Origin of the sequence: Paraburkholderia bengalensis (assembly GCF_037126505.1) — a bacterium.
GTDB lineage: Bacteria > Pseudomonadota > Gammaproteobacteria > Burkholderiales > Burkholderiaceae > Paraburkholderia > Paraburkholderia bengalensis.
The window spans coordinates 1-20,261 of record NZ_JACFYJ010000120.1 but is presented as its reverse complement, the minus strand read 5'-3'; the positions used below and the strand labels follow the sequence as shown (position 1 = coordinate 20,261).

At 64.8% G+C, this 20,261-nt stretch carries 18 protein-coding genes; 12 read left to right on the top strand and 6 right to left on the bottom strand.

What is annotated here, in order from left to right; translation table 11 throughout:
* Window positions 1-118 precede the first annotated feature (118 nt).
* The 8 genes from H3V53_RS37845 (at window position 119) to H3V53_RS37810 (ending at window position 9,036) form a co-directional block, all read left to right on the top strand.
* Window positions 119-442 (top strand): AzlD domain-containing protein, encoded by a 324-nt coding sequence (locus H3V53_RS37845; RefSeq protein WP_336602200.1) that lies wholly within the window; start codon window positions 119-121, stop codon window positions 440-442.
* 205 nt (window positions 443-647) lie between these two features.
* Window positions 648-1,841, top strand: coding sequence for a phosphoglycerate kinase (locus H3V53_RS37840; protein WP_336602199.1), 1,194 nt, complete (start codon window positions 648-650; stop codon window positions 1,839-1,841).
* Window positions 1,842-2,320: 479 nt separating this feature from the next.
* Complete coding sequence (pyk, locus tag H3V53_RS37835) at window positions 2,321-3,757, top strand: pyruvate kinase (protein ID WP_336602198.1); 1,437 nt, start codon at window positions 2,321-2,323, stop codon at window positions 3,755-3,757.
* A gap of 250 nt (window positions 3,758-4,007) precedes the next feature.
* The gene (gene fba / locus H3V53_RS37830) at window positions 4,008-5,072 is read left to right on the top strand and encodes a class II fructose-bisphosphate aldolase (protein WP_054917098.1); all 1,065 of its coding nucleotides are present in this window, start codon (window positions 4,008-4,010) and stop codon (window positions 5,070-5,072) included.
* A gap of 174 nt (window positions 5,073-5,246) precedes the next feature.
* A complete protein-coding gene (locus H3V53_RS37825) occupies window positions 5,247-6,137 on the top strand; it encodes a phosphoribosylaminoimidazolesuccinocarboxamide synthase (RefSeq protein ID WP_054917096.1) in 891 nt (296 codons plus the stop codon).
* Between the two features lie 25 nt (window positions 6,138-6,162).
* On the top strand, window positions 6,163-6,672 hold the full coding sequence (purE, locus tag H3V53_RS37820) for a 5-(carboxyamino)imidazole ribonucleotide mutase (RefSeq protein WP_336602197.1): 510 nt from the start codon (window positions 6,163-6,165) through the stop codon (window positions 6,670-6,672).
* A gap of 99 nt (window positions 6,673-6,771) precedes the next feature.
* Complete coding sequence (locus H3V53_RS37815; RefSeq protein WP_336602196.1) at window positions 6,772-7,980, top strand: 5-(carboxyamino)imidazole ribonucleotide synthase; 1,209 nt, start codon at window positions 6,772-6,774, stop codon at window positions 7,978-7,980.
* Window positions 7,981-7,992: 12 nt separating this feature from the next.
* Window positions 7,993-9,036, top strand: a complete 1,044-nt coding sequence (locus H3V53_RS37810; RefSeq protein ID WP_336602195.1) for an L-threonylcarbamoyladenylate synthase — start codon at window positions 7,993-7,995, stop codon at window positions 9,034-9,036.
* Window positions 9,037-9,230: 194 nt separating this feature from the next.
* On the opposite strand, the gene H3V53_RS37805 is transcribed toward H3V53_RS37810, so the two are convergent.
* From H3V53_RS37805 to H3V53_RS37780, 6 genes are all read right to left on the bottom strand, one after another.
* Window positions 9,231-10,412 carry an SGNH/GDSL hydrolase family protein gene (locus tag H3V53_RS37805; protein WP_336602194.1) on the bottom strand — a complete coding sequence of 394 codons (1,182 nt, stop codon included), beginning with the start codon at window positions 10,410-10,412 and terminating at the stop codon, window positions 9,231-9,233.
* 124 nt (window positions 10,413-10,536) lie between these two features.
* Window positions 10,537-11,457: a sterol desaturase family protein gene (locus H3V53_RS37800; protein WP_336602193.1), complete on the bottom strand. Its 921-nt coding sequence runs from the start codon at window positions 11,455-11,457 to the stop codon at window positions 10,537-10,539.
* Window positions 11,458-11,655: 198 nt separating this feature from the next.
* Window positions 11,656-13,188 (bottom strand): D-alanyl-D-alanine carboxypeptidase/D-alanyl-D-alanine endopeptidase, encoded by a 1,533-nt coding sequence (dacB, locus tag H3V53_RS37795; RefSeq protein WP_473766671.1) that lies wholly within the window; start codon window positions 13,186-13,188, stop codon window positions 11,656-11,658.
* A 1,175-nt stretch (window positions 13,189-14,363) separates the two neighbouring features.
* Window positions 14,364-14,933: a YceI family protein gene (locus tag H3V53_RS37790; protein ID WP_336602201.1), complete on the bottom strand. Its 570-nt coding sequence runs from the start codon at window positions 14,931-14,933 to the stop codon at window positions 14,364-14,366.
* Between the two features lie 61 nt (window positions 14,934-14,994).
* The gene (locus tag H3V53_RS37785; RefSeq protein ID WP_336602191.1) at window positions 14,995-15,558 is read right to left on the bottom strand and encodes a YceI family protein; all 564 of its coding nucleotides are present in this window, start codon (window positions 15,556-15,558) and stop codon (window positions 14,995-14,997) included.
* 8 nt (window positions 15,559-15,566) lie between these two features.
* On the bottom strand, window positions 15,567-16,139 hold the full coding sequence (locus tag H3V53_RS37780; RefSeq protein WP_336602190.1) for a cytochrome b: 573 nt from the start codon (window positions 16,137-16,139) through the stop codon (window positions 15,567-15,569).
* 454 nt (window positions 16,140-16,593) lie between these two features.
* Between H3V53_RS37780 and H3V53_RS37775 the strand changes: the two genes are divergently transcribed.
* The 4 genes from H3V53_RS37775 to H3V53_RS37760 form a co-directional block, all read left to right on the top strand.
* Entirely contained in the window at window positions 16,594-17,334 is a 741-nt protein-coding gene (locus tag H3V53_RS37775) for a paraquat-inducible protein A (protein WP_336602189.1), read from the top strand.
* Window positions 17,335-17,341: 7 nt separating this feature from the next.
* A complete protein-coding gene (locus H3V53_RS37770) occupies window positions 17,342-18,010 on the top strand; it encodes a paraquat-inducible protein A (protein ID WP_054919027.1) in 669 nt (222 codons plus the stop codon).
* Window positions 18,003-19,643 carry a PqiB family protein gene (locus H3V53_RS37765; protein ID WP_336602188.1) on the top strand — a complete coding sequence of 547 codons (1,641 nt, stop codon included), beginning with the start codon at window positions 18,003-18,005 and terminating at the stop codon, window positions 19,641-19,643. Before H3V53_RS37770 ends, H3V53_RS37765 begins: the two co-directional genes overlap by 8 nt.
* On the top strand, window positions 19,640-20,261 hold a 622-nt coding region (locus H3V53_RS37760; protein WP_336602187.1), incomplete at its 3' end, for a PqiC family protein. The genes H3V53_RS37765 and H3V53_RS37760, both read left to right, overlap by 4 nt.

Below are 20,261 nucleotides of genomic sequence, written 5' to 3'. Positions count from 1 at the left end.
CGCAACGGCGCAAGCACGCAAGCGCACGCAAGCGCGCAAGCACGCAAAGCACGCAAAGCACGCAAAGCACGCAAAGCACGCAAAGCACGCAAAGCACGCAAAGCACGGGAGACACGCGATGAGCACGCTGCAGATCTGGCTCGCCATCATCGGCATGACGGTTGTCACAGCGCTGACACGCGCCATGTTTCTGATCGGGGGTGAGCGCACGGTGTTGCCGGAGCGCGCGCAACGTATGCTGCGCTACGCGCCCGCCGCGGCGCTCGCGGCCGTCGTGGTGCCGGACGTGATGGTAACGGACAGCGGCGTGTCCGTCGCGCTGTCCAATCACGAGTTGTACGGCACGCTCGCGGGCCTCGCCTGGTTTCTGTGGCGGCGCACGATGCTCGGCACGATCGTCGTCGGGATGCTGGTGTTCACGGCGCTGCGGCTGGTTTTTTGACCCGTCGCGAGAATGCTGCGCTGCAACATCCCGCCAAGGCTCGTTCGCGCGGCAAATACTGGGATTCGCTTGAACCCGGTTAGATCGCTCTGTCGATCGGTTAAAATACCTGTCTCCCGGAACATGCGCGAAGCCGCCGGCACCGTTCGCGAGAGGCCGTTCGCGCTGCGTCCGCACCGCCTTCCAATCAACTCGCATACGAATCATGAACAAGGTATTGCGTCTCTCCGATCTGATCGCCGAAGGCAAGCTATCCGGCAAACGCGTGTTCATCCGCGCCGACCTGAACGTTCCGCAGGACGACGCCGGCAACATCACTGAAGACACCCGCATCCGCGCTTCCGTGCCCGCCATCAAGTCGGCGCTCGACGCCGGCGCGGCCGTCATGGTCACGTCGCATCTGGGCCGCCCGACAGAAGGCGACTTCAAGCCTGAAGATTCCCTCGCGCCCGTCGCGAAACGCCTGGCCGAACTGCTCGGCCGCGACGTGCCGCTCGTGCCGAACTGGGTCGAAAACGGCGTGAACGTCGCGCCGGGCCAGGTCGTGCTGCTCGAAAACTGCCGCGTGAACAAGGGCGAGAAGAAAGATTCCGACGAGCTCGCGCGGAAAATGGCGAAGCTCTGCGACATCTACGTGAACGACGCGTTCGGCACCGCCCACCGCGCCGAAGCCACCACGCACGGCATCGCGAAGTACGCGCCCGTCGCGTGCGCCGGCCCGCTGCTCGCGGCCGAACTGGAAGCGCTCGGCAAGGCGCTCGGCGCGCCGAAGCGTCCGCTGGTGGCGATCGTCGCGGGTTCGAAGGTGTCGACCAAGCTGACCATTCTCAAGTCGCTGGCCGACAAGGTCGATCAGCTGATCGTCGGCGGCGGCATTGCGAACACGTTCATGCTGGCGGCGGGCCTGAAGATCGGCAAGTCGCTGGCCGAAGCGGAGCTCGTCGAAGAAGCCAAGGCGATCATCGACTCGGCCAAGGCGCGCGGCGCATCGGTGCCGATTCCGTCGGACGTGGTGACGGCCAAGGAGTTTTCGCCGACGGCCAAAGCCACCGTCAAGAAAGTCGCCGACGTCGAAGACGACGACCTGATCCTCGACATCGGCCCGGACACGGCGAAGGCGCTCGCCGGCCAACTGGAGAAGGCGGGCACGATCGTGTGGAACGGCCCCGTCGGCGTGTTCGAATTCGACCAGTTCGGCAACGGCACGAAGACGCTGGCTGAAGCGATCGCGAAGTCGTCGGCTTACTCGATCGCCGGCGGCGGCGATACGCTCGCGGCCATCGCCAAGTACGGCATTCACGACAGGGTCAGCTACATTTCGACGGGCGGCGGCGCCTTCCTCGAGTTCCTCGAGGGCAAGAAGCTGCCTGCCGTCGCAGTGCTGGAATCGCGGGCCTGATAATGGCGACGCGCTCCCCCAACAAGCCTCAAAAGACGCACAACGCGTCGCGCACGGCAGCGGCAGGGGAGCGCACAGCGCGCTCCGCGAAAGCGCTGCAACCGGAGGCCGCCGTGCAGGCGGACTCGCAGATTTCCAGCAACGCGCCAGTGGCACAGACCGCAGCCGTTGCTGAAGACATGAATACCGAACTGGCTGTCGCCGAATCCGCACAACACGCGGGCGCCGCGCAGCAGACAGCCGGTTCAACCGCAACGGTGTCTCTCGCCTCGCACACCGAAGCCGATGCATCCGAACCCGCGGCGCACGACGCGCCGCAGGCAGCAGATATCGCAGCAGTCCCCCACGATTCGACGCCGGGCCTTCAAGGTTCGAAGGGAACGAACGGCGCACCACCCCATGTATCACCCGTCGTTGCGCAGCCTCCGCATCCGACTCCCAACGTTCATCCCAGCGATCTCATCCAGACGAGGAGACTCATGCATCGCGCCACCAAGATTGTCGCAACCATCGGCCCCGCTTCGAGCACGCAGGACATCCTGCTGCAGATGATCCAGGCGGGCGCCGACGTGGTGCGCCTCAACTTCTCGCACGGCACCGCCGACGATCATCGTCAGCGCGCGGATTTCGTGCGCGAAGCGGCCCGGCAGGCAGGCCGCGAAGTCGGCATCATGGCCGATTTGCAAGGCCCGAAAATCCGTGTCGGTAAATTCGAAAACGGCAAGACCACGCTGATTGCCGGCAACACCTTCATCCTCGACGCCGACTGCGAGCTCGGCAACGACGAGCGCGTCGGTCTCGACTACAAAGACCTGCCGCGCGACCTGAAACCCGGCGACACGCTGCTGCTCAACGACGGCCTGATCGTGCTGAACGTGACGCGCGTGATCGGCAACGAGATCCACACCGTCGTGAAGATCGGCGGCGACCTGTCGAACAACAAGGGCATCAACCGCCAGGGCGGCGGGCTGACGGCGCCGGCGCTGACCGCGAAGGACATGGAAGATATCCGCACGGCGATGTCGCTGGGCGCGGATTACGTGGCCGTGTCGTTCCCGAAGAATGCGACCGACATGGAAATGGCCCGCCAGCTCGCGAACATCGCGGGCGCGCCGTACGGCATCAAGCCGAAGATGATCGCGAAGATCGAGCGCGCGGAGGCGATTCCGGCCCTGCAAGGCATTCTCGACGCATCGGACGGCATCATGGTCGCGCGCGGCGACCTCGCCGTCGAAGTCGGCAACGCGGCCGTGCCCGCGCTGCAAAAGCGCATGATCAAGATGGCGCGCGACGCGAACAAGTTCGTCATCACGGCCACGCAGATGATGGAGTCGATGATCCACGCGCCCGTGCCGACCCGCGCGGAAGTGTCGGACGTCGCGAACGCGGTGCTGGACGGCACGGACGCCGTGATGCTGTCGGCGGAATCGGCGGCGGGCAAGTACCCCGTGCAGACCATCGAAACGATGGCCGCCATTTGCGTCGAAGCGGAAAAGTCCGAGCACGTCGAACTGGACAAGGACTTCCTCGACCGCACGTTCACGCGCATCGACCAGTCGATCGCGATGGGCGCGCTTTTCACCGCGTATCACCTCGGCGCGAAGGCGATCGTCGCGCTGACGGAGTCGGGCTCGACGGCGCTGTGGATGTCGCGTCACTGGACGCACGTGCCCATCTTCGCGCTGACGCCGCGCATGGGCAGCGAGCGCGCCATGGCGATCTACCGCAACGTCACGTCGCTGCACCTGGATACGAGCAGCGACCGCGACATCGCGCTCGCACAGGCGCTCGAAGTGGTGGTCGGCAAGGGCTATGCGGCGCGCGGCGACATGGTCGTGCTCACCGTCGGCGAGCCGATGGGCCAGGCAGGCGGCACGAATACGCTCAAGATCGTGCGCGTCGGCGAGCCGGTTTGAGCGAAGTTTCGATAAGCGGTTGAGCGGCACCCGACCCGCCCCGCGTCGCCGTCCGGGCGGGTCGAACGAAGCATGCACGGCGAGCCGCAACGGCACGTGTCGGAACGGAATCCGTGTCCCCGAAAGAGAGGCGGCGCACACAATGTGGGAGCGTGCGCTCGGGACACGGCCCGCTTCGCGATAAAATTGCACAAAACTGCACAAATAGATGCCGTCGGCACAGATTTCGTTTCAATCTATGGAGTAATCAATGCCTCTCGTATCAATGCGTCAACTGCTGGACCATGCCGCCGAACACGGTTATGGCCTGCCGGCATTCAACGTCAACAACCTGGAGCAGGTGCAGGCGATCATGGCGGCCGCCGATCAGGTCAACGCGCCCGTGATCATGCAGGCTTCGGCTGGCGCGCGTAAGTATTCGGGCGAGCCGTTCCTGCGTCATCTGATCGAAGCGGCTGTCGAGTCGTATCCGCATATCCCTGTCGTGATGCACCAGGACCACGGCCAGTCGCCCGCCGTCTGCATGGCCGCGATCCGCAGCGGTTTCACGAGCGTGATGATGGACGGCTCGCTCGAGGCCGACGGCAAGACGGTGGCGTCGTACGAGTACAACGTCGACGTGTCGCGCAAGGTGGTGGAAGCGGCGCATTCGATCGGCGTGACGGTTGAAGCGGAACTGGGCGTGCTCGGTTCGCTCGAAACGATGAAGGGCGACAAGGAAGACGGCCACGGCGCAGAAGGCACGATGACGCGCGAGCAGCTGCTCACCGACGTCGAGCAGGCCGCCGACTTCGTCAAGCTCACGCAGTGCGATGCGCTGGCCATTGCGATCGGTACGTCGCACGGCGCGTACAAGTTTTCGAAGAAGCCGACGGGCGATATCCTGTCGATCCAGCGCATCCGCGAAATTCACGAGCGCATTCCGAACACGCACCTCGTGATGCACGGTTCGTCGTCGGTGCCGCAGGAACTGCTGGCTGAGATCCGCGAATTCGGCGGCGACATGAAGGAAACCTACGGCGTGCCCGTCGAGGAAATCCAGCAAGGCATCAAGTTCGGCGTGCGCAAGGTCAACATCGACACTGACCTGCGTCTGGCAATCACGGGCGCGATTCGCCGCTACATGGCGGAAAATCCATCGAAGTTCGATCCGCGCGACTACCTGAAGCCGGCTCGCGAAGCGGCGAAGAAGGTTTGCGTGGACCGTTATCTGGCGTTCGGCTGCGAAGGCCAGGCGTCGAAGATCAAGCCCATCTCGCTGGAAAAGATGGCTGAGAAGTACAAGGCGGGCGAACTCGCGCAACTCGTTCGCTAAGCCGTGAGCGGGCGAAGTGCTTGCCCGCTTGCGTATTGCATGCGCAGCGTCAAAGCTGCGCGGCTGGCCATCTGGCCAGGTTGTCGTCAGATCGCCGTTCCCGCAAGATCCGGGGAACGGCGTTTCCCTTTTGTTCCGGGCAGTTTTTTTGCCCCATTTTTGTGAATCACGACGATGTCTACCCTCTACGAATCCACGCTCCGCTCGCTGCCGCTGCTCGGCCGCGGCAAGGTCCGCGACAACTACGCGGTGGGCAACGACCAGCTGCTGATCGTCACGACGGACCGCCTGTCCGCGTTCGACGTCATCATGGGCGAGCCGATTCCGGACAAGGGTCGCGTGCTGAACCAGATGGCGAACTTCTGGTTCGACAAGTTGAAGCACGTCGTGCCGAATCACCTGACGGGCGTCGCGCCTGAAACGGTCGTCGCACCGGACGAAGTCGAGCAGGTGAAGGGCCGCGCCGTCGTGGTCAAGCGCCTCGAGCCGATTCTGGTCGAAGCGGTGGTGCGCGGTTATCTGGCGGGGAGCGGCTGGAAGGACTATCAGGCTACGGGCGCCGTGTGCGGCGTGCAGTTGCCCGAAGGCCTGCAGAACGCGCAGAAGCTGCCCGAGCCGATCTTTACGCCGGCAGCGAAGGCCGAGATGGGCCACCACGACGAAAACATCACCTATGAAGAGATGGAGCGCCGCATCGGCACCGAGCTGTCGGCGACGATCCGCGACATCTCGATCCGCCTGTACAAGGAAGCCGCCGATTACGCGGCCACGCGCGGCATCATCATCGCCGACACGAAGTTCGAATTCGGTCTGGACGAGCAGGGCCAGCTGTATCTGATGGACGAAGCGCTGACGGCGGATTCGTCGCGCTTCTGGCCGGCGGACCAATACCAGGTCGGCACCAACCCGCCTTCGTTCGACAAGCAGTTCGTGCGCGACTGGCTCGAAACCCAGCCGTGGAAGAAGGAGCCGCCCGCACCAAAGCTGCCGGACGAAGTCGTCACGAAGACGGCGCAAAAGTATCAGGAAGCGCTCGAGCGCCTGACGGGTCAGAAGCTCGCCTGAGCGCCACGCATACGGAACAAGCAAGATGAGTGAAGTTCATACGCACAACGCGCCCGTCGTCGGCGTGTTGATGGGTTCCAGCTCCGACTGGGAAGTGATGAAGAACGCGGTCGCCGTGCTGCAGGAGTTCGGCGTGCCGTACGAAGCGAAAGTCGTCTCGGCGCACCGCATGCCGGACGAAATGTTCGCCTATGCTGAAAGCGCGCGCGAGCGCGGCATCCGCGCGATCATCGCGGGCGCGGGCGGCGCGGCGCATCTGCCCGGCATGCTCGCCGCGAAGACGACGGTGCCCGTGCTCGGCGTACCTGTCGCGAGCAAGTATCTGAAGGGCGTCGATTCGCTCCATTCGATCGTGCAGATGCCCAAGGGCGTGCCCGTCGCGACATTCGCCATCGGCGAAGCAGGCGCGGCGAACGCGGCGCTGTTCGCCGTGTCGATCCTGAGCGGCACGTCGCTGGAATATGCGGAGAAGCTCGCCGCATTCCGCGTGCGCCAGAACCAGGCGGCGCACGCAATGACGCTGCCACCGCTGTAAGCGCTGTCGTTTGGGAAAGCGCGCACCAAAGCGCCGTACTCGTAGAAGTCCAATGCATCACTCGGCCGACCCCCACATCGGCCGCGACCGACCACCAAGATGAATCCAGACAACACTCCCGTTTCACCGATTCTGCCCGGCGCATGGCTGGGCATGGTCGGTGGCGGCCAGCTCGGCCGCATGTTCTGCTTTGCCGCGCAGGCGATGGGCTATCGCGTCGCCGTGCTCGATCCGGACGAGACCAGCCCGGCGGGCGCGGTCGCGGACCGCCACCTGCGCGCTGCATATGACGACGAAGCGGCGCTCACCGAACTCGCGCGTCTGTGCGCGGCCGTGTCGACCGAGTTCGAGAACGTGCCGGCGGCGAGTCTCGATTTTCTCGCCCGCACGACGTTCGTGAGCCCGGCAGGCCGCTGTGTTGCCGTCGCGCAGGACCGCATCGCGGAGAAGCGGTTCATCGCGTCGTCGGGCGTGCCTGTCGCGCCGCATGTCGTGATCGAGTCGTCGGATGCGCTCGGCGCAATCAATGACGCGGCGCTCGAAGCGGTGCTGCCCGGCATCCTGAAAACGGCGCGCATGGGTTATGACGGCAAGGGCCAGGTGCGCGTTGGCAACGCGGCCGAAGTGCGGGCGGCGCTCGCGTCGCTGGGCGGCGTGGCTTGCGTCCTCGAAAAGCGTTTGCCGCTGAAGTTCGAAGTGTCGGCGTTGATCGCGCGCGGCGCGAACGGCTGCTCGGCTGTCTATCCGCTCGCGCAGAATACGCATCGCAACGGCGTGCTGTCGCACACCATCGTGCCCGCGCCCGACGCCAGCGCGACGCTTGTCGAACAGGCGCAACAGGCCGCGCTGCAGATCGCGGACAAGCTCGGCTATGTCGGCGTCCTGTGCGTCGAATTCTTCATTCTCGAAGACGGCTCGCTGGTCGCCAACGAGATGGCGCCGCGTCCGCACAATTCCGGCCATTACACCGTCGACGCGTGCGCCACGAGCCAGTTCGAGCAGCAAGTGCGCGCGATGACGGGCATGCCGCTCGGCGATACGCGCCAGCATTCGCCCGCCGTGATGCTGAACATCCTCGGCGACGTGTGGTTCCCGGTCAACGCGAAGGGCGAAAAGCCCAGCGCCGCCGTTACGCCGCCGTGGCACGAAGTGGCCGCCATGCCGGAAGCGCGTCTGCATCTGTACGGCAAGGAAGACGCGCGTCCTGGCCGCAAGATGGGACACGTCAACTTCACGGCGGCGACGCTCGAGCACGCCCGCACGGCGGCACGCGATTGCGCGCGTCTGTTGCATATCCCGACGAGCTGAGCGGTTGCCTTTATGCCGGATCAAACGAAACCTGCCGACGCGGCGTCGAACCCCGGCGCCGATGAGATCGCGCGTGCCGCGGCGCTGCTCGATGCAGGACAACTCGTCGCGTTTCCCACGGAGACTGTCTACGGGCTCGGCGGCGATGCCGAAAATCCTGAGGCTGTCGCGCGTATTTACGCGGCAAAGGGACGGCCGGCGAATCATCCTGTGATCGTGCATCTCGCGCCGAACGGCGATCCGAACTATTGGGTCGAGCGGTTGCCGTCCGAGGCGCAACGCCTGATCGACGCATTCTGGCCCGGTCCGCTGACGCTCATTCTGAAGCGCGCGGCGCATATTCCGGCCGCGGTCAGCGGCGGCCAGGATTCGGTTGGATTGCGCTGTCCGTCGCATCCCGTTGCTCAGACCCTGCTCGAAGCGTTCAGTGCGCTGCGCAATGGGCATGGCGGCGTGGCGGCGCCGTCGGCGAACCGCTTCGGCCATGTGAGCCCGACCACCGCGCAGCATGTGCGCGACGAATTCGGCGACACGATTCACGTGCTCGACGGCGGCTCGTCCGATGTGGGCATCGAATCGACCATCGTCGATCTGTCGCGCGGTTTTCCGGCGCTGCTTCGGCCCGGTCACGTCACGCCGCAAGACATCGCCGATGTGCTCGGCGAAATGCCGCGCCTGCCCGACGGATCGGATGCCAGCGCGCCGCGCGCGTCGGGCACGCTGAAGGCGCACTACGCGCCGCGCACGCCGCTCGCGTTGCTGCCGTTCGACGTGCTTGAGCGGATGCTGGCTGCGCGTGCGCCGGGTGAACGGGTTGCGCTGGTCGCGCGGGCGTCGCGCGCGGGAAGCTGGACGCAGGCGCAAGACGTGCATTTCGTCGCCGCGCCGGAAGATCCGCATATTTATGCCCGCGATCTATACGGCCTGCTGCGCGCGCTCGATCGCGCGAATGTGTCACGCATCCTGATCGAGAAGCTGCCGGATACGATCGAGTGGATCGCCGTGAACGACCGGCTCGGACGGGCAGCGGCGGCGTTCGAGGCGGATGAAGGCTGACCTCGGTTGACCAGGTCTGGTAGCGGCACGGCTGCAAAGCGCAGCGGCTGCGACATCAGCGTCAACGAGACGCCCCAAAAAAGCCCGGCTCGCGAGAGCCGGGCTTTTTCGTATCAGCCGACGCATGATGCACGGTGTTCTAAACAGCAGCATGACGGGAGAGAAGTCCCCTCATGCTTCGGCGCGGCGTGATCTTACTTCCCGAGCCCCGTCGCCGCGATCTTGCCTTCGACGAAGGTGGCGAAGGCGGCGTGGGCGTGCGTCGTCGGGTGAAGCTGATCGGCGAATACGTACGATTGGTCCGCCCCCGGTGCCACCAGTGTGTTCGGCGCGCAGAACAGCGACGATGCGAACTGCTGGCCGTACTGCGCTGCCGTCATGCCGTTCGTCAGCACGGCGGGATTCGCCATCGCGTAGGCCGTCGCGTTCTGGGCCATCAGATTGATCGCGCAAGCCGTGCCCGTGGTGTTGCTGAAGCCTTGCGTTGCCGGGTTCGCGAGCAGCGGCGTGAGCCAGTCGGACGTCGATATGTAGATCACCTTGCCCGACAGTCCGGCCGCCGCCAGCATCTGCTGCACCGCGCCGTTGTAAGTCGCGACGATGCCCGAAACGATCGAAGGCGCTTGCGCCGATCCCGTCTGCGCGACCAACTGCGCAGCGAGCGGTGTCTTGCCGATGTCGGGAACGTCCATCACGACCACATGCGTCGCGCCCTTCGCGACAATCGTGCCGATCTGCGCGACGAGCGCCTGTGCCGCCGGGCCGACCGTGTTGAACGCAACCGATTGCACGACCTGGGGGGCCAGAGACGGATTGGCGGCGATCCCCTGTGCGACCAGCCCCAGCATCTTCGTCAGGTTCTGGATGATGTCGTTGGCGCCGCCGTTGATCAGCACCAGCTGATTCGAATTGAAGTTGCCGTGGTCCGTCAGGTACTGCTGCACCTGCTGCGAGACGGGCCACGTCGTCGCCGCCTGGTAGTTGGGCGCGGCACCCGTGTTGACCTCGGCGCCACCTTGCGCGTAGCCGAAGCCGCCGTTCGCCTTCAGCGGCTGGCCGAAGCCGCCCACGTAGGCCGGCGTCAGCGTATCGCCGTAGTACTCGGCGATTTTCTGCGTCCACACTTCGCCGGGGTTCGTCGTGAAGCGCCCGCCGCCGAAGCTCGATGTGATCACCGGCGAATACGTGCCGACGTCCGACAGACTGTCCCCGAACGACACCACCTGCAGCTTGACCCCGCCAGCCGGCCCGGTGCTCGCGTTGTTGTTATTGTTGTCACTACCTCCGCCGCACGCGACGAGCGCCGCGAACGCCGCGCACGCGATCGCAATCCGTGCGAAACGCACGACGCCAGTGTTGCTTGATGCTTGCTTCATAAGCTTCTTATCTCCTCGTTTGTATCTGGCCTTGAGCGGTGTGTCTCGCGAGCCGTCTGATGCAGGCGGCGCCGTCTCCTGATGCGGCGCACGCCTGTAAAGCGTTGCGTGGTTGCAGCCGGATCTAGACGGCCGCGTTGTTGTTCGGCTGCGCGCGCGGCGCCGTCTGCATTGCATCGTCGGCGGCGTGCAGACTCGCGTGATACTGCGCGGCCCACGCGGGCGGCGCGAACAGCGCGCTCAGCCGGTCGGGCCAGCCGCGCACGCGCGCGAAGTCTCGCGCCATCGACGCCCATTCGTGAAACGTCGCCCTCAGCGGGTTGTACGTGTGAAGCGGCTCGACGATGCCGTACACAGGCGGCTCGTTCGCGTCTTCATCGACGTAGCTGCCGAACAGCCGGTCCCAGATCACGAGCACGCCCGCGTAATTGCGGTCGATATAACGGTCGTTGCGCGCATGATGCACGCGATGGATCGACGGCGTGTTCAGCACATATTGGAGCCAGCCGAGCTTGCCGACCGACTGCGTATGCACGAAGAACTGAAACGCCAGATTGATCAGCACGATGCCGACGATCTGCTTCGGCGGAAAGCCGAGAAACGCGAGCGGAATCCAGAACACCCACATGCCCGCGACGGGATACATCAGGCTCTGGCGAAACGCCGTCGAGAAATTCATTCGCTCCGACGAGTGATGCACGACATGCGCGGCCCACAACCAGCGCACGCGATGGCTGCAGCGATGAAACACGTAGTAGAGCAGATCCTGCGCGACGAACAGCACGACGAACGATACCCATCCCGCATGCCAGTCGAGCAGCCGGTAGCGCGCGTAGCAATACGCATAGATGGGAATGACGAACAGCCAGGCGAGCTTGTCGGCGCCCTGATGCATCAGCGCGAGCGCGGTATTGCACAGCGTGTCGCGCCAGTTGTACATGCGCGCTTGCGGATGCGTGCGCCGCGCGTGCCAAGCCTCCCAGCCGATGCACGCGAGAAAGATCGGCGCCATGCCGATCAGCAGCAATTCGGCATCGAATTGCATTGACGTCTCCCTCCGAGGGTCCCTGCGGCCTCCTCGAAGGAGGCCTGCATTGTCTTTATTGTTTGAATGACGCGCCGTTTCGCCGCCGGCGCATCGTTCGCGCGCCGTCATGCCTGTTTGTCTGCGCTAATTTTCATACTGCCCGACAGCGTACAACGCGAAGCGGCGCGCCGCGCACCGCTTCAATAGAAGGAATCTTCAGTGGGCGCCGCGCCGCTGAGGGTTTTTCCGGATTTTTCGGTGCGGTTCCTGCGCGGCTTCTGAGGCAGCCGGTGCGACCGCGTTCGCAAGCATCGCCGACGGTCCCTGATACACCCATTCGAGCAGTTCGTCGTGCGCGGCGCGTGCAGCTTCCGCGTGCGGATCGTTGATCAGGCTGACGACCACGTAGCTCTGTCCGTCCGCCGATGCGACGTAGCCCGCGATCGCGCGCACGTCGCGCAGCGTGCCCGTCTTGATGTGTGCGTTGCCGTTGACGGGCTTCGATGTCAGCCGGTTGCGCATCGTGCCGTCCACGCCGACCACGGGCAGCGAATCGACGAACACCTGCGCAACGGGACTCGCGTTCGCGCTTTGCAGCAGGTCGGCGAGCGCGAGCGCCGTGATGTGTTCTTCGCGCGACAGGCCCGAGCCGTTGTCGAGCGACAGGTATTCCATTGGCAGTGCGCTGCGATGCAGGAACGATTCGATCGCTTCCGCCGACTTCGCGGGCGTCGCGGGCGGCTTGCTGGTGACGGCGCCGATCGTCAGGAACAGGTTGCGCGCCATCGTGTTGTTGCTGAACTTGTTGATGTCGTGAACGATGTCGCCGAGCACGGGGCCCTGGTGCGTGGCGATGAGTTTTGCATCGATGGGCACGGCGCCTTCGCGCGTTGTGCCGTTGAAGGTGCCGCCCGTCTGCTGCCATAGCGCGAGGAAGCCGCCCGCGAAGAAAGTGGTGTGATCGAGCACGGCGACGTTGACGGTGCGCTCGCCGCATCGCAGCGGGTAGTCGCCGACGAACGACGCGTTGACCACGCCGTTCGACGCCGGCGACACGGCGGGCGTCACGAGTTCGCCGCGGCACGGGCCGCGCGTCGCGTGCAGTTCGTTGTCGATCTGCAGTTGCGCGAGCGCGGGCAGCACGTCGATCTGCACCTTGCCGTCTTCTGAGGGCGACATCGTGAACGACAGCGACTTGAACGCGTACAGCAGCGGATCGGGGCCGACGTTGTAAGGCGCGTTGGCGTCGTCGTCGAAGGCGGGCAGGTCGCGCGTCGACGGATCGAAGAAGCGCTTGTCGAGCACGAGCGCGCCGTCGATGCCCGTGATGCCCGCCTTGTGAATCTTCTGGACGAGATCGATCAGTTCTTCGGGCACGAGTTTCGGATCGCCCGTGCCCTGGATGTACAGATTGCCGTGCAGCACGCCGTTGCCGTCGACGCTGCCTTGCGCATAGGCCGTGGTTTTCCAGCGGTAGTCTGGGCCGAGGATGGACAGGCCCGCGTACGTGGTGACGAGCTTCATGGTCGACGCGGGCATCATCGGCTTGCCGGCGTTCAGCGCGAGGATCGGCGTCCGGTCGCCCACTTTCTCGACGACCACGCTGATCGACGACAGCGGCACGTGCGCGCGCTGCAAGCCTGCCATCACGGCGGGCGGCAGCACGGTGCTGACGTTGACGGCGGGCTGCTGTGGTTTCTTGCGCGCGTCGGCGGGCGAGGAAACGGTGATCGCCGCGCACACGAACAGGATGGCGCTGGCGTGCGCCGCTGCACGTCGGGCGCGATGCCGAGGCCGCGCGGCGCGCCGCGCGTGAGCGAGCAGTTGGATCGGCGTCAGCGGACCTCAGCGACGCGAGACGGCTCCCGAACGAGCGGGCATAGGACAAAGCACGGGAAACGAAGGCAAGCGGCATGTACGGACACAATCGGCGGATGATGCGCGAGGCGCCGGCTCGGCAATCTGAAACGGGTGGCGCGGAAAGGCAATTGCAAGCGGGTTGGTTCGCTACCGCCGTGCAAAAGCGGTCATTGTAGAGAGTTGGCGTGGGGGCGCCAGAAAAATTGGCGCCTTTTGCGGGGTGTTTGCGTTTGCGCCTTCGCGGCGCGGGCGTTGCCGGTGTGTGGTTGCCTTTTTGCTCGGGCATCCGCGATAGCGCCTCGCGGCGCAGGCGTTACCCCTGTGCGGGGCGGCACCTACTTTTCTTTGCAGCGGCAAAGAAAAGCAGGCAAAAGAAAGCCGCTCACACCGCCAGTGCGTGTGTTCACCCACGGGCTCTCCGCGTCCCCACCCTTCACACGGCTGCGCACCGGTTCATGTTCGTTGCCACCGTGCTCGCACGGGTCTCACGCGCTTCACGCACCCGTACAGCGGCTGGCCGCGTCCGAAGCTCTGGCGCCCACGTGCGGCAAACTCTATGCAGGTTGTCTTGCCATACAGGGCAGCGCCCCGACCGAAAACCAACGCGTAGCGACGGTTTCCCGTGCGGCGCGAATGCCTACACAGAGTTTGCCGCTCAGGGCATGTGCCATTCGCGGGCGTGCGCCCCCGGTGGGGGTCGTGATGCGGGTGAGGCAAATGGGGAGAGCGCTGGCAACGGACGTGGTGAGTACGTTGCCATGTGAAGGGTGGGGACGTGGAGAGCCCGTGGGTAAAAGCGCGGGCTGGCGGTGTGAGCGGCTTTCTTTTGCCTGCTTTTCTTTGCCGCTGCAAAGAAAAGTAGGTGCCGCCCCGCACAGGGGCAACGCCTGCGCCGCGAAGGCGCAACGCGGATGCCCACGCAAAGGGCAACACACACCGGCAACGCCCGCGCCGCGTAGGCGCAACGCGGATGCCCACGCAAAGGGCAACACCAACGGCAACACCCGCGCCGCGAAGGTGCAAAACGGATGCCAGCGAAGGGCAAGATCCGCGCCGCCAGGCGCTTACTGCTTGATGCCTTCGGCCTGAATATCCAGCACCGTCTTCATGCTGAATCCATATTTGGTGCCGAAGTCCATTCCATAGTCCGCGCGATTGAACTCGCCCGTCGCCTCCACGCCGCACACCTCGCGCTTGAGCACGGGATGCTGGATGCATTTGAACGATTCGATTTTCAGGCTCAGCGGCTTCGTGACGCCCTTCAACGTGAGCTGGCCGTTGACAGAAACGGGCGTATCGCCATCGAACTTGATCGACGTGCCTTTGTAGGTCGCCGTCGGGTACTTTGCGACGTCGAAGAAATCGCCCGAATGCAGGTGCTCGTCGAGCTTCGTGTTGCCCGTCTGGATCGACGATGTATCGACGGTGACGTCCACCGTCCCCGTCTTCGCCGCGCGGTCGAGCGTCACCGTGCCCGAGCTCTTCGTGAACTTGCCGCGCCACGTCGACACGCCGCCCATGTGGTCCGACTCGAAGCTCGGATAGGTGTGCGCGGGATCGAGCTGGTAGGTATCGGCGGCGAACGCGCCCACCGCCATCGACGACGCCAGCGCGCCGGCAGCAATCATCAGCATCGGTTTCACTTCATTCTCCTTTTTGGCTATGTCTCGCTTGATGTGAGTCGCGCGATATGAATCACTTGCTCGCGGCGACGATATGGAACTTGATCGTCACGTCGTCGGCAACGACCGACGTGTCCTTCCATTCGCCCGTGCCGATATCGAACTGCGAACGCTTGACGGACACCGCGCCGTCGTAGATCTGCGCGGCGCCCTGCTTCGTCACCGTGACGGGCACGACCACGGTTTGCGACTTGCCCTTCATCGTCAGCTTGCCCGTCACCTTGAACTGGTTGTTGCCCGCGGGCGCGATCGCGCTCGAGACGAAGGTGGCCGTCGGATAGGTTTTCGAATCGAACCATTCCTTGCCGCGCACCTGCTCGTTGTAGCTTTCGTCGCCAAGATCGTAGCTCGATGTGTCGACGGTCACCTGCGCACTGCCCGCCGACGGATTTGCCGTATCGAACGCGATCTGCGCAGTGAACTTGTTGAACTTGCCTTCGACGGGCACGTTCATCTGCTTCGAGATCGCCGTGACCGAGCTCTTGCTCATGTCGACCTGCGCGAATGCACCGCCCGACGCGGCCAGCGAAGCCGCCGCGAACGCGGCGAGCATATAGCGGTAGAACGATACCTTCATGTTTGTCCTTATTTGAGGAAAGGGAGCATCCGCGACAGCAGATTGTCGCGGTCGAGCACCTGATGCTTGAGCGCCGCCGCGACGTGCAGCACGACGAGCACGAGCAGCGTGTAGTTGAGCGTGATGTGAACGGCTTTCAACACATCCCTCAGATGCACGTCCGGCGCGATCAGGCGCGGCAGCGGCACAAGGCCGAGATAGACGACGGGCACGTTCGCCGCCGAACTGTACAAATAGCCCGACACGGGTATCGCGACCATCAGCACGTAGAGCAGGAAATGCGTCAGATGCGCGATGCCGCGCTGCCAGCCAGGCATGTGCTCGGGCATCGGCGGCGCGGCGTGCGTCGCGCGCCAGATGATCCGCACGATGACGAGCGCGAACACCGTCACGCCGATCCATTTATGCCACGAGAAATATTTGAGCTTGGTCGGCGTGAAGCCGGGAATGTCCGTCATCACCCAGCCGAGCGAGAAACCGCAGACGATCAGCAGCGCGATCAGCCAGTGCAGCGCGATGGCCGTCGACGTGTACGACGAACCGCGTGCGGAAAGCGAATGGAACGAGGAAGTGTGTGCCATGACAAAACCGACGCCAGCATGAAAGTTAAACGACACGAGCGATGCCCTTATTCCGTACACGGCCCGAATCGGCGCCAATGGCTCGCGGCGCTAATCGTACCGCAAGCAGCGACAGCCGGCTGGCGGCCGTATGCGCGGCCCGAAATTTGCTAAATGCCCTAGCCGGAACGCAGGCCACGCCTGTCAGACCAAGCGAAATGCATGCAGCGCTATCGCTGCATGCGCCGTCGGCCCTTGTGTCACGCGATGCCGTCCGCCGCCGTCGATGCAGGCGCCGACCTTAAAACGTCACTGCAACAAGCTTTGATACTATTGCCCCCAAGCTGTGACGCGAGCCTTGCAGTTGCCTTTGCAGTTGTCCTTTCAACAGCCATGCAGCGCGCGCGGAAAGAACCTGTCATACCCCGACGATAAACACGACGACAATACCGCTTCCCGTTCTCCGATCTCCTGCATGGACCATGACCATCTGATTGCCTGCCACGAATGCGACGCGCTGTTCCAGAAGCCGCGTCTGGGCCGCGGGCGGATCGCGCGCTGCCAGCGATGCGGCGCGATGCTGTACTGGAGCGCATCGGGTCGGCTCGACGGCATCACGGCGATGACCTTCGCGGCGCTGATCACGTTCCTGATCGCGCAAGGTTTCCCCATCGTCGAGCTGGAAACCAACGGCATCACGTCGCAGACCAGTCTCCTCGGGGCAATCATCGCGCTGTGGGACGAAAACATGCAGATCGTCGCGATGATGGTGTTCTGCTCGACCACTCTCTTTCCGCTGACGGAGCTGCTGGCGCTGCTCTATCTCCTCGTCCCCATCCGCGCGGGCTATGTGCCGCCCCTGTTCAACCAGGTGCTGCGCGCGATCCAGTTCGTGCGCCCGTGGGGCATGATCGAAGTGTTCATGCTCGGCGTACTGGTGACGATCGTGAAAATGGTGAGTCTCGCGCGCGTGATTCCCGAAGCCGCGATGTTCGCGTTCGGCGCGCTCACGCTGATGTTCGTCGTGGTCGTCACCTTCGATCCGCGCACGCTGTGGGACGTCGCCGAAACCCTTGGCGTGCTGCAGGCGCGCCGCGAACGGCATGCGCGAGAAGCCAGCGAAAACAGCACCGGCAGCGGCAGCGGCAGCGGCAGCGGCCAGCGCGATGCGGGCGCGCCGGATGCCGACGCAACGACCGCGCCGCATCGGGGATGACCGGCCGATGAAATACATCACGGCCTCGCGCGCCGGTCTGGTCGCCTGTCACGCGTGCTCGCGCGTGCAGCCGCGCCTGCGCGTGAAAGACCAACGCTGCACGCGCTGCGGCGCGCTCCTGCATCGACGCAAACCCGACAGCCTGATGCGCACGTGGGCACTGCTGATCGCGGCCGCCGTGCTGTACATCCCCGCGAACCTGCTGCCCGTGATGCACACGTCGTCGCTGCTCGGCGCCGAGGACGACACGATCATGAGCGGCGTCGTCTACTTCTGGACCTCGGGCGACTGGCCGCTTGCCGTCGTCGTGTTCGTCGCGAGCATTCTCGTGCCGATGCTCAAGCTCAGCGTGCTCGCGCTGCTCACCATCACCGCGCAGCGCCGCTCCACCTGGCGGCCGCTCGAACGCACGAAGCTCTACCGGATCGTCGAGCGCATCGGCCGCTGGTCGATGCTCGACATCTTCGTGATCACGCTGACGGTGGCGCTCGTGCGCTTCAAGTCGCTTGCCGTCATCACGGCGGGACCGGGCGCGCTCGCGTTCGGCTCCGTCGTGATCCTCACGATGATCGCGTCGATGCAATTCGATCCGCGCCTGATCTGGGACTACGCAGACAACGAAGCGGACAGCGCCGCCGGCACGAACCGAAAACCTCAGGACCCGAAACATGAATAGCCCTCAAGAGCCGACGCCCCCTTCCGGCCCGCCGCGCAGCGAGCCGCCCGTGCCTGAACCCGAAATCGTCACGAAACGCGGCTGGCTGCCTTCGCTCGTCTGGGTGATCCCGCTGATCGCGGCGCTGATCGGCGTCGGCCTCGTCGTGAAGTCGGTGCTCGAAAAAGGGCCGACCATCAACATCAGCTTCATCAGCGCGGAAGGGCTCGAGCCCGGCAAGACGAAGGTCAAGTACAAGGACGTCGACATCGGCTTCGTCAAGACCATCAAGCTCGCGAAGAACCACTCGCGCGTGAACGTCGAAGTGCAGCTGACGAAGGAAGCCGAAGACTTCGCGGTGAAGGACAGCCGCTTCTGGGTCGTGCGCCCACGCATCGGCGCGAGCGGCGTGTCGGGACTCGGCACGCTGCTGTCGGGCGCGTACATCGGCGTGGACGGCGGACGCTCGACGGAGACGCAGACGCAGTTCGTCGGCCTCGAATCGCCGCCCGCCGTCACCGTCGACCAGAAAGGCCACCAGTTCACGCTGCGCGGCGAATCGCTCGGCTCGATCGACATCGGCTCGCCCGTGTTCTACCGGCGCGTGCAGGTCGGCCAGGTGACGGGCTTCTCGCTCGACAAGGACGGCACGGGCGTCACCGTGCAGGTGTTCGTCAGCGCGCCGTTCGATCAGTACGTCGGCACGAACTCGCGCTGGTGGCATGCGAGCGGCGTCGACGTGCGGCTCGATTCGAGCGGCTTCAAGCTGAATACGCAGTCGCTCGCGACGGTGATCGTCGGCGGGCTGGCGTTCCAGTCGCCGCCCGGCCAGGCCGTCGGCGTGCAGGCGCCGAACAACATGACGTTCCGCCTCGGTTCGGACGAAGCCGACGCGATGCGCGAGCCCGACGGCGAGCCGGTGCGCGTCGTGATGAACTTCAACCAGTCGCTGCGCGGCCTCGCCGTTGGCGCACCCGTCGATTTCCGCGGCATCGTGCTCGGCCAGGTGACGAACATCGGCGTCGAATACGATCCGCAGACGAAGAACTTCAACATGCCCGTCACGATGGACCTCTATCCCGACCGCCTGCGCCGCCGCACGCTCGGCCAGCCGGTGCCCGAGACGGGCACGGAGGCGAGCCACAAGATGCTGCTCGCGCTCGTCAGTCACGGCCTGCGCGGCCAGCTGCGCACAGGCAATCTGCTGACGGGGCAGCTGTACGTCGCGATCGATCTGTTCCCGAAGGCGCCGAAGGCAACCGTCGACATCTCGCGCGACCCGATCGAGCTGCCGACGATCCCGAACTCGCTCGACGAACTGCAGCTGCAGATCGCCGATATCGCGAAGAAGCTCGCTCAGGTGCCGTTCGACCAGATCGGCAACAACCTGAACACGGCGCTGAAAAACGCCGACCATCTGTTCTCGCAACTCGACAAGGAAGTCCTGCCGCAGACGCGCGACACGCTCGCGGCCGCGAAGCAGACGTTCAGCTCGGCGCAAGCGACCTTGCAGCAGGACTCGCCGCTACAGTCCGACGTGCACCAGGCGCTGCAGGAACTGACGCGCACGCTGCAATCGCTCAATGCGTTGTCGGACTACCTCGAACGCCATCCCGAATCGCTGCTGCGCGGTAAATCAGGAGACAAGCCATGACGTTTGCACGCGTCCCCCGAACGATGCGCGCCGCTTCGCGAGTGCTGGCTGCCGCGGCGCTTGCCGCGCTGGCCGCGTGCGCGTCGCCGGCAAGCCACTTCTATACGCTGTCGGCGGGCGACACGTCGCCCGAGGCCGTGCGCACGTCGAGCAACCCGGCGTTTCTGATCGAAGTGCCGCCCGTCGACGTGCCGCCGCAAGTCGCGAAAAGCCAGTTCGTCGTGCAGACGGGGCCGACCCAGGTCCAGGTGCTCGAACAGGAGCGCTGGGCGTCGCTGCCCGGCGATGAAATCCGCCGCGCGCTGTCCAGTTCGCTCACGCAGCAGCTCGGCACGATCGACGTGTACGGCTCGCCTTATCCGGACCGCGTGCCCGTCTACCGCGTCAGCGTCAACGTGCAGCGCTTCGAGTCGTGGCCCGGCTCGCGCGCGCTGATCGACGCCGTGTGGAGCGTGCGCGCGGTGCGCACGCAAGCCGTGCTGACGTGCCGCAGCGTGATCAGCCAGCCGGTGCCGGGCGGCCACCCACACTGTCCATGCGGTCCTGTATTCCGCCGAAGGCCGAACGACCGATCTGGGAACGTTTGCACGCGGATTAAACAGTTACGCGACGGGCATC

Bases quoted from the DNA above. Each gene is read 5' to 3' on its own strand.
- H3V53_RS37800 (WP_336602193.1), bottom strand. From the start codon at position 11,457: ATGCAATTCGATGCCGAATTGCTGCTGATCGGCATGGCGCCGATCTTT.
- H3V53_RS37785 (WP_336602191.1), bottom strand. From the start codon at position 15,558: ATGAAGGTATCGTTCTACCGCTATATGCTCGCCGCGTTCGCGGCGGCT.
- H3V53_RS37840 (WP_336602199.1), top strand. From the start codon at position 648: ATGAACAAGGTATTGCGTCTCTCCGATCTGATCGCCGAAGGCAAGCTA.
- H3V53_RS37770 (WP_054919027.1), top strand. From the start codon at position 17,342: ATGAAATACATCACGGCCTCGCGCGCCGGTCTGGTCGCCTGTCACGCG.
- pyk (WP_336602198.1), top strand. From the start codon at position 2,321: ATGCATCGCGCCACCAAGATTGTCGCAACCATCGGCCCCGCTTCGAGC.
- H3V53_RS37790 (WP_336602201.1), bottom strand. From the start codon at position 14,933: ATGCTGATGATTGCTGCCGGCGCGCTGGCGTCGTCGATGGCGGTGGGC.
- H3V53_RS37810 (WP_336602195.1), top strand. From the start codon at position 7,993: ATGCCGGATCAAACGAAACCTGCCGACGCGGCGTCGAACCCCGGCGCC.
- H3V53_RS37780 (WP_336602190.1), bottom strand. From the start codon at position 16,139: ATGGCACACACTTCCTCGTTCCATTCGCTTTCCGCACGCGGTTCGTCG.
- H3V53_RS37765 (WP_336602188.1), top strand. From the start codon at position 18,003: ATGAATAGCCCTCAAGAGCCGACGCCCCCTTCCGGCCCGCCGCGCAGC.
- purE (WP_336602197.1), top strand. From the start codon at position 6,163: ATGAGTGAAGTTCATACGCACAACGCGCCCGTCGTCGGCGTGTTGATG.
- H3V53_RS37775 (WP_336602189.1), top strand. From the start codon at position 16,594: ATGGACCATGACCATCTGATTGCCTGCCACGAATGCGACGCGCTGTTC.
- H3V53_RS37805 (WP_336602194.1), bottom strand. From the start codon at position 10,412: ATGAAGCAAGCATCAAGCAACACTGGCGTCGTGCGTTTCGCACGGATT.
- H3V53_RS37815 (WP_336602196.1), top strand. From the start codon at position 6,772: ATGAATCCAGACAACACTCCCGTTTCACCGATTCTGCCCGGCGCATGG.
- fba (WP_054917098.1), top strand. From the start codon at position 4,008: ATGCCTCTCGTATCAATGCGTCAACTGCTGGACCATGCCGCCGAACAC.
- H3V53_RS37845 (WP_336602200.1), top strand. From the start codon at position 119: ATGAGCACGCTGCAGATCTGGCTCGCCATCATCGGCATGACGGTTGTC.
- H3V53_RS37825 (WP_054917096.1), top strand. From the start codon at position 5,247: ATGTCTACCCTCTACGAATCCACGCTCCGCTCGCTGCCGCTGCTCGGC.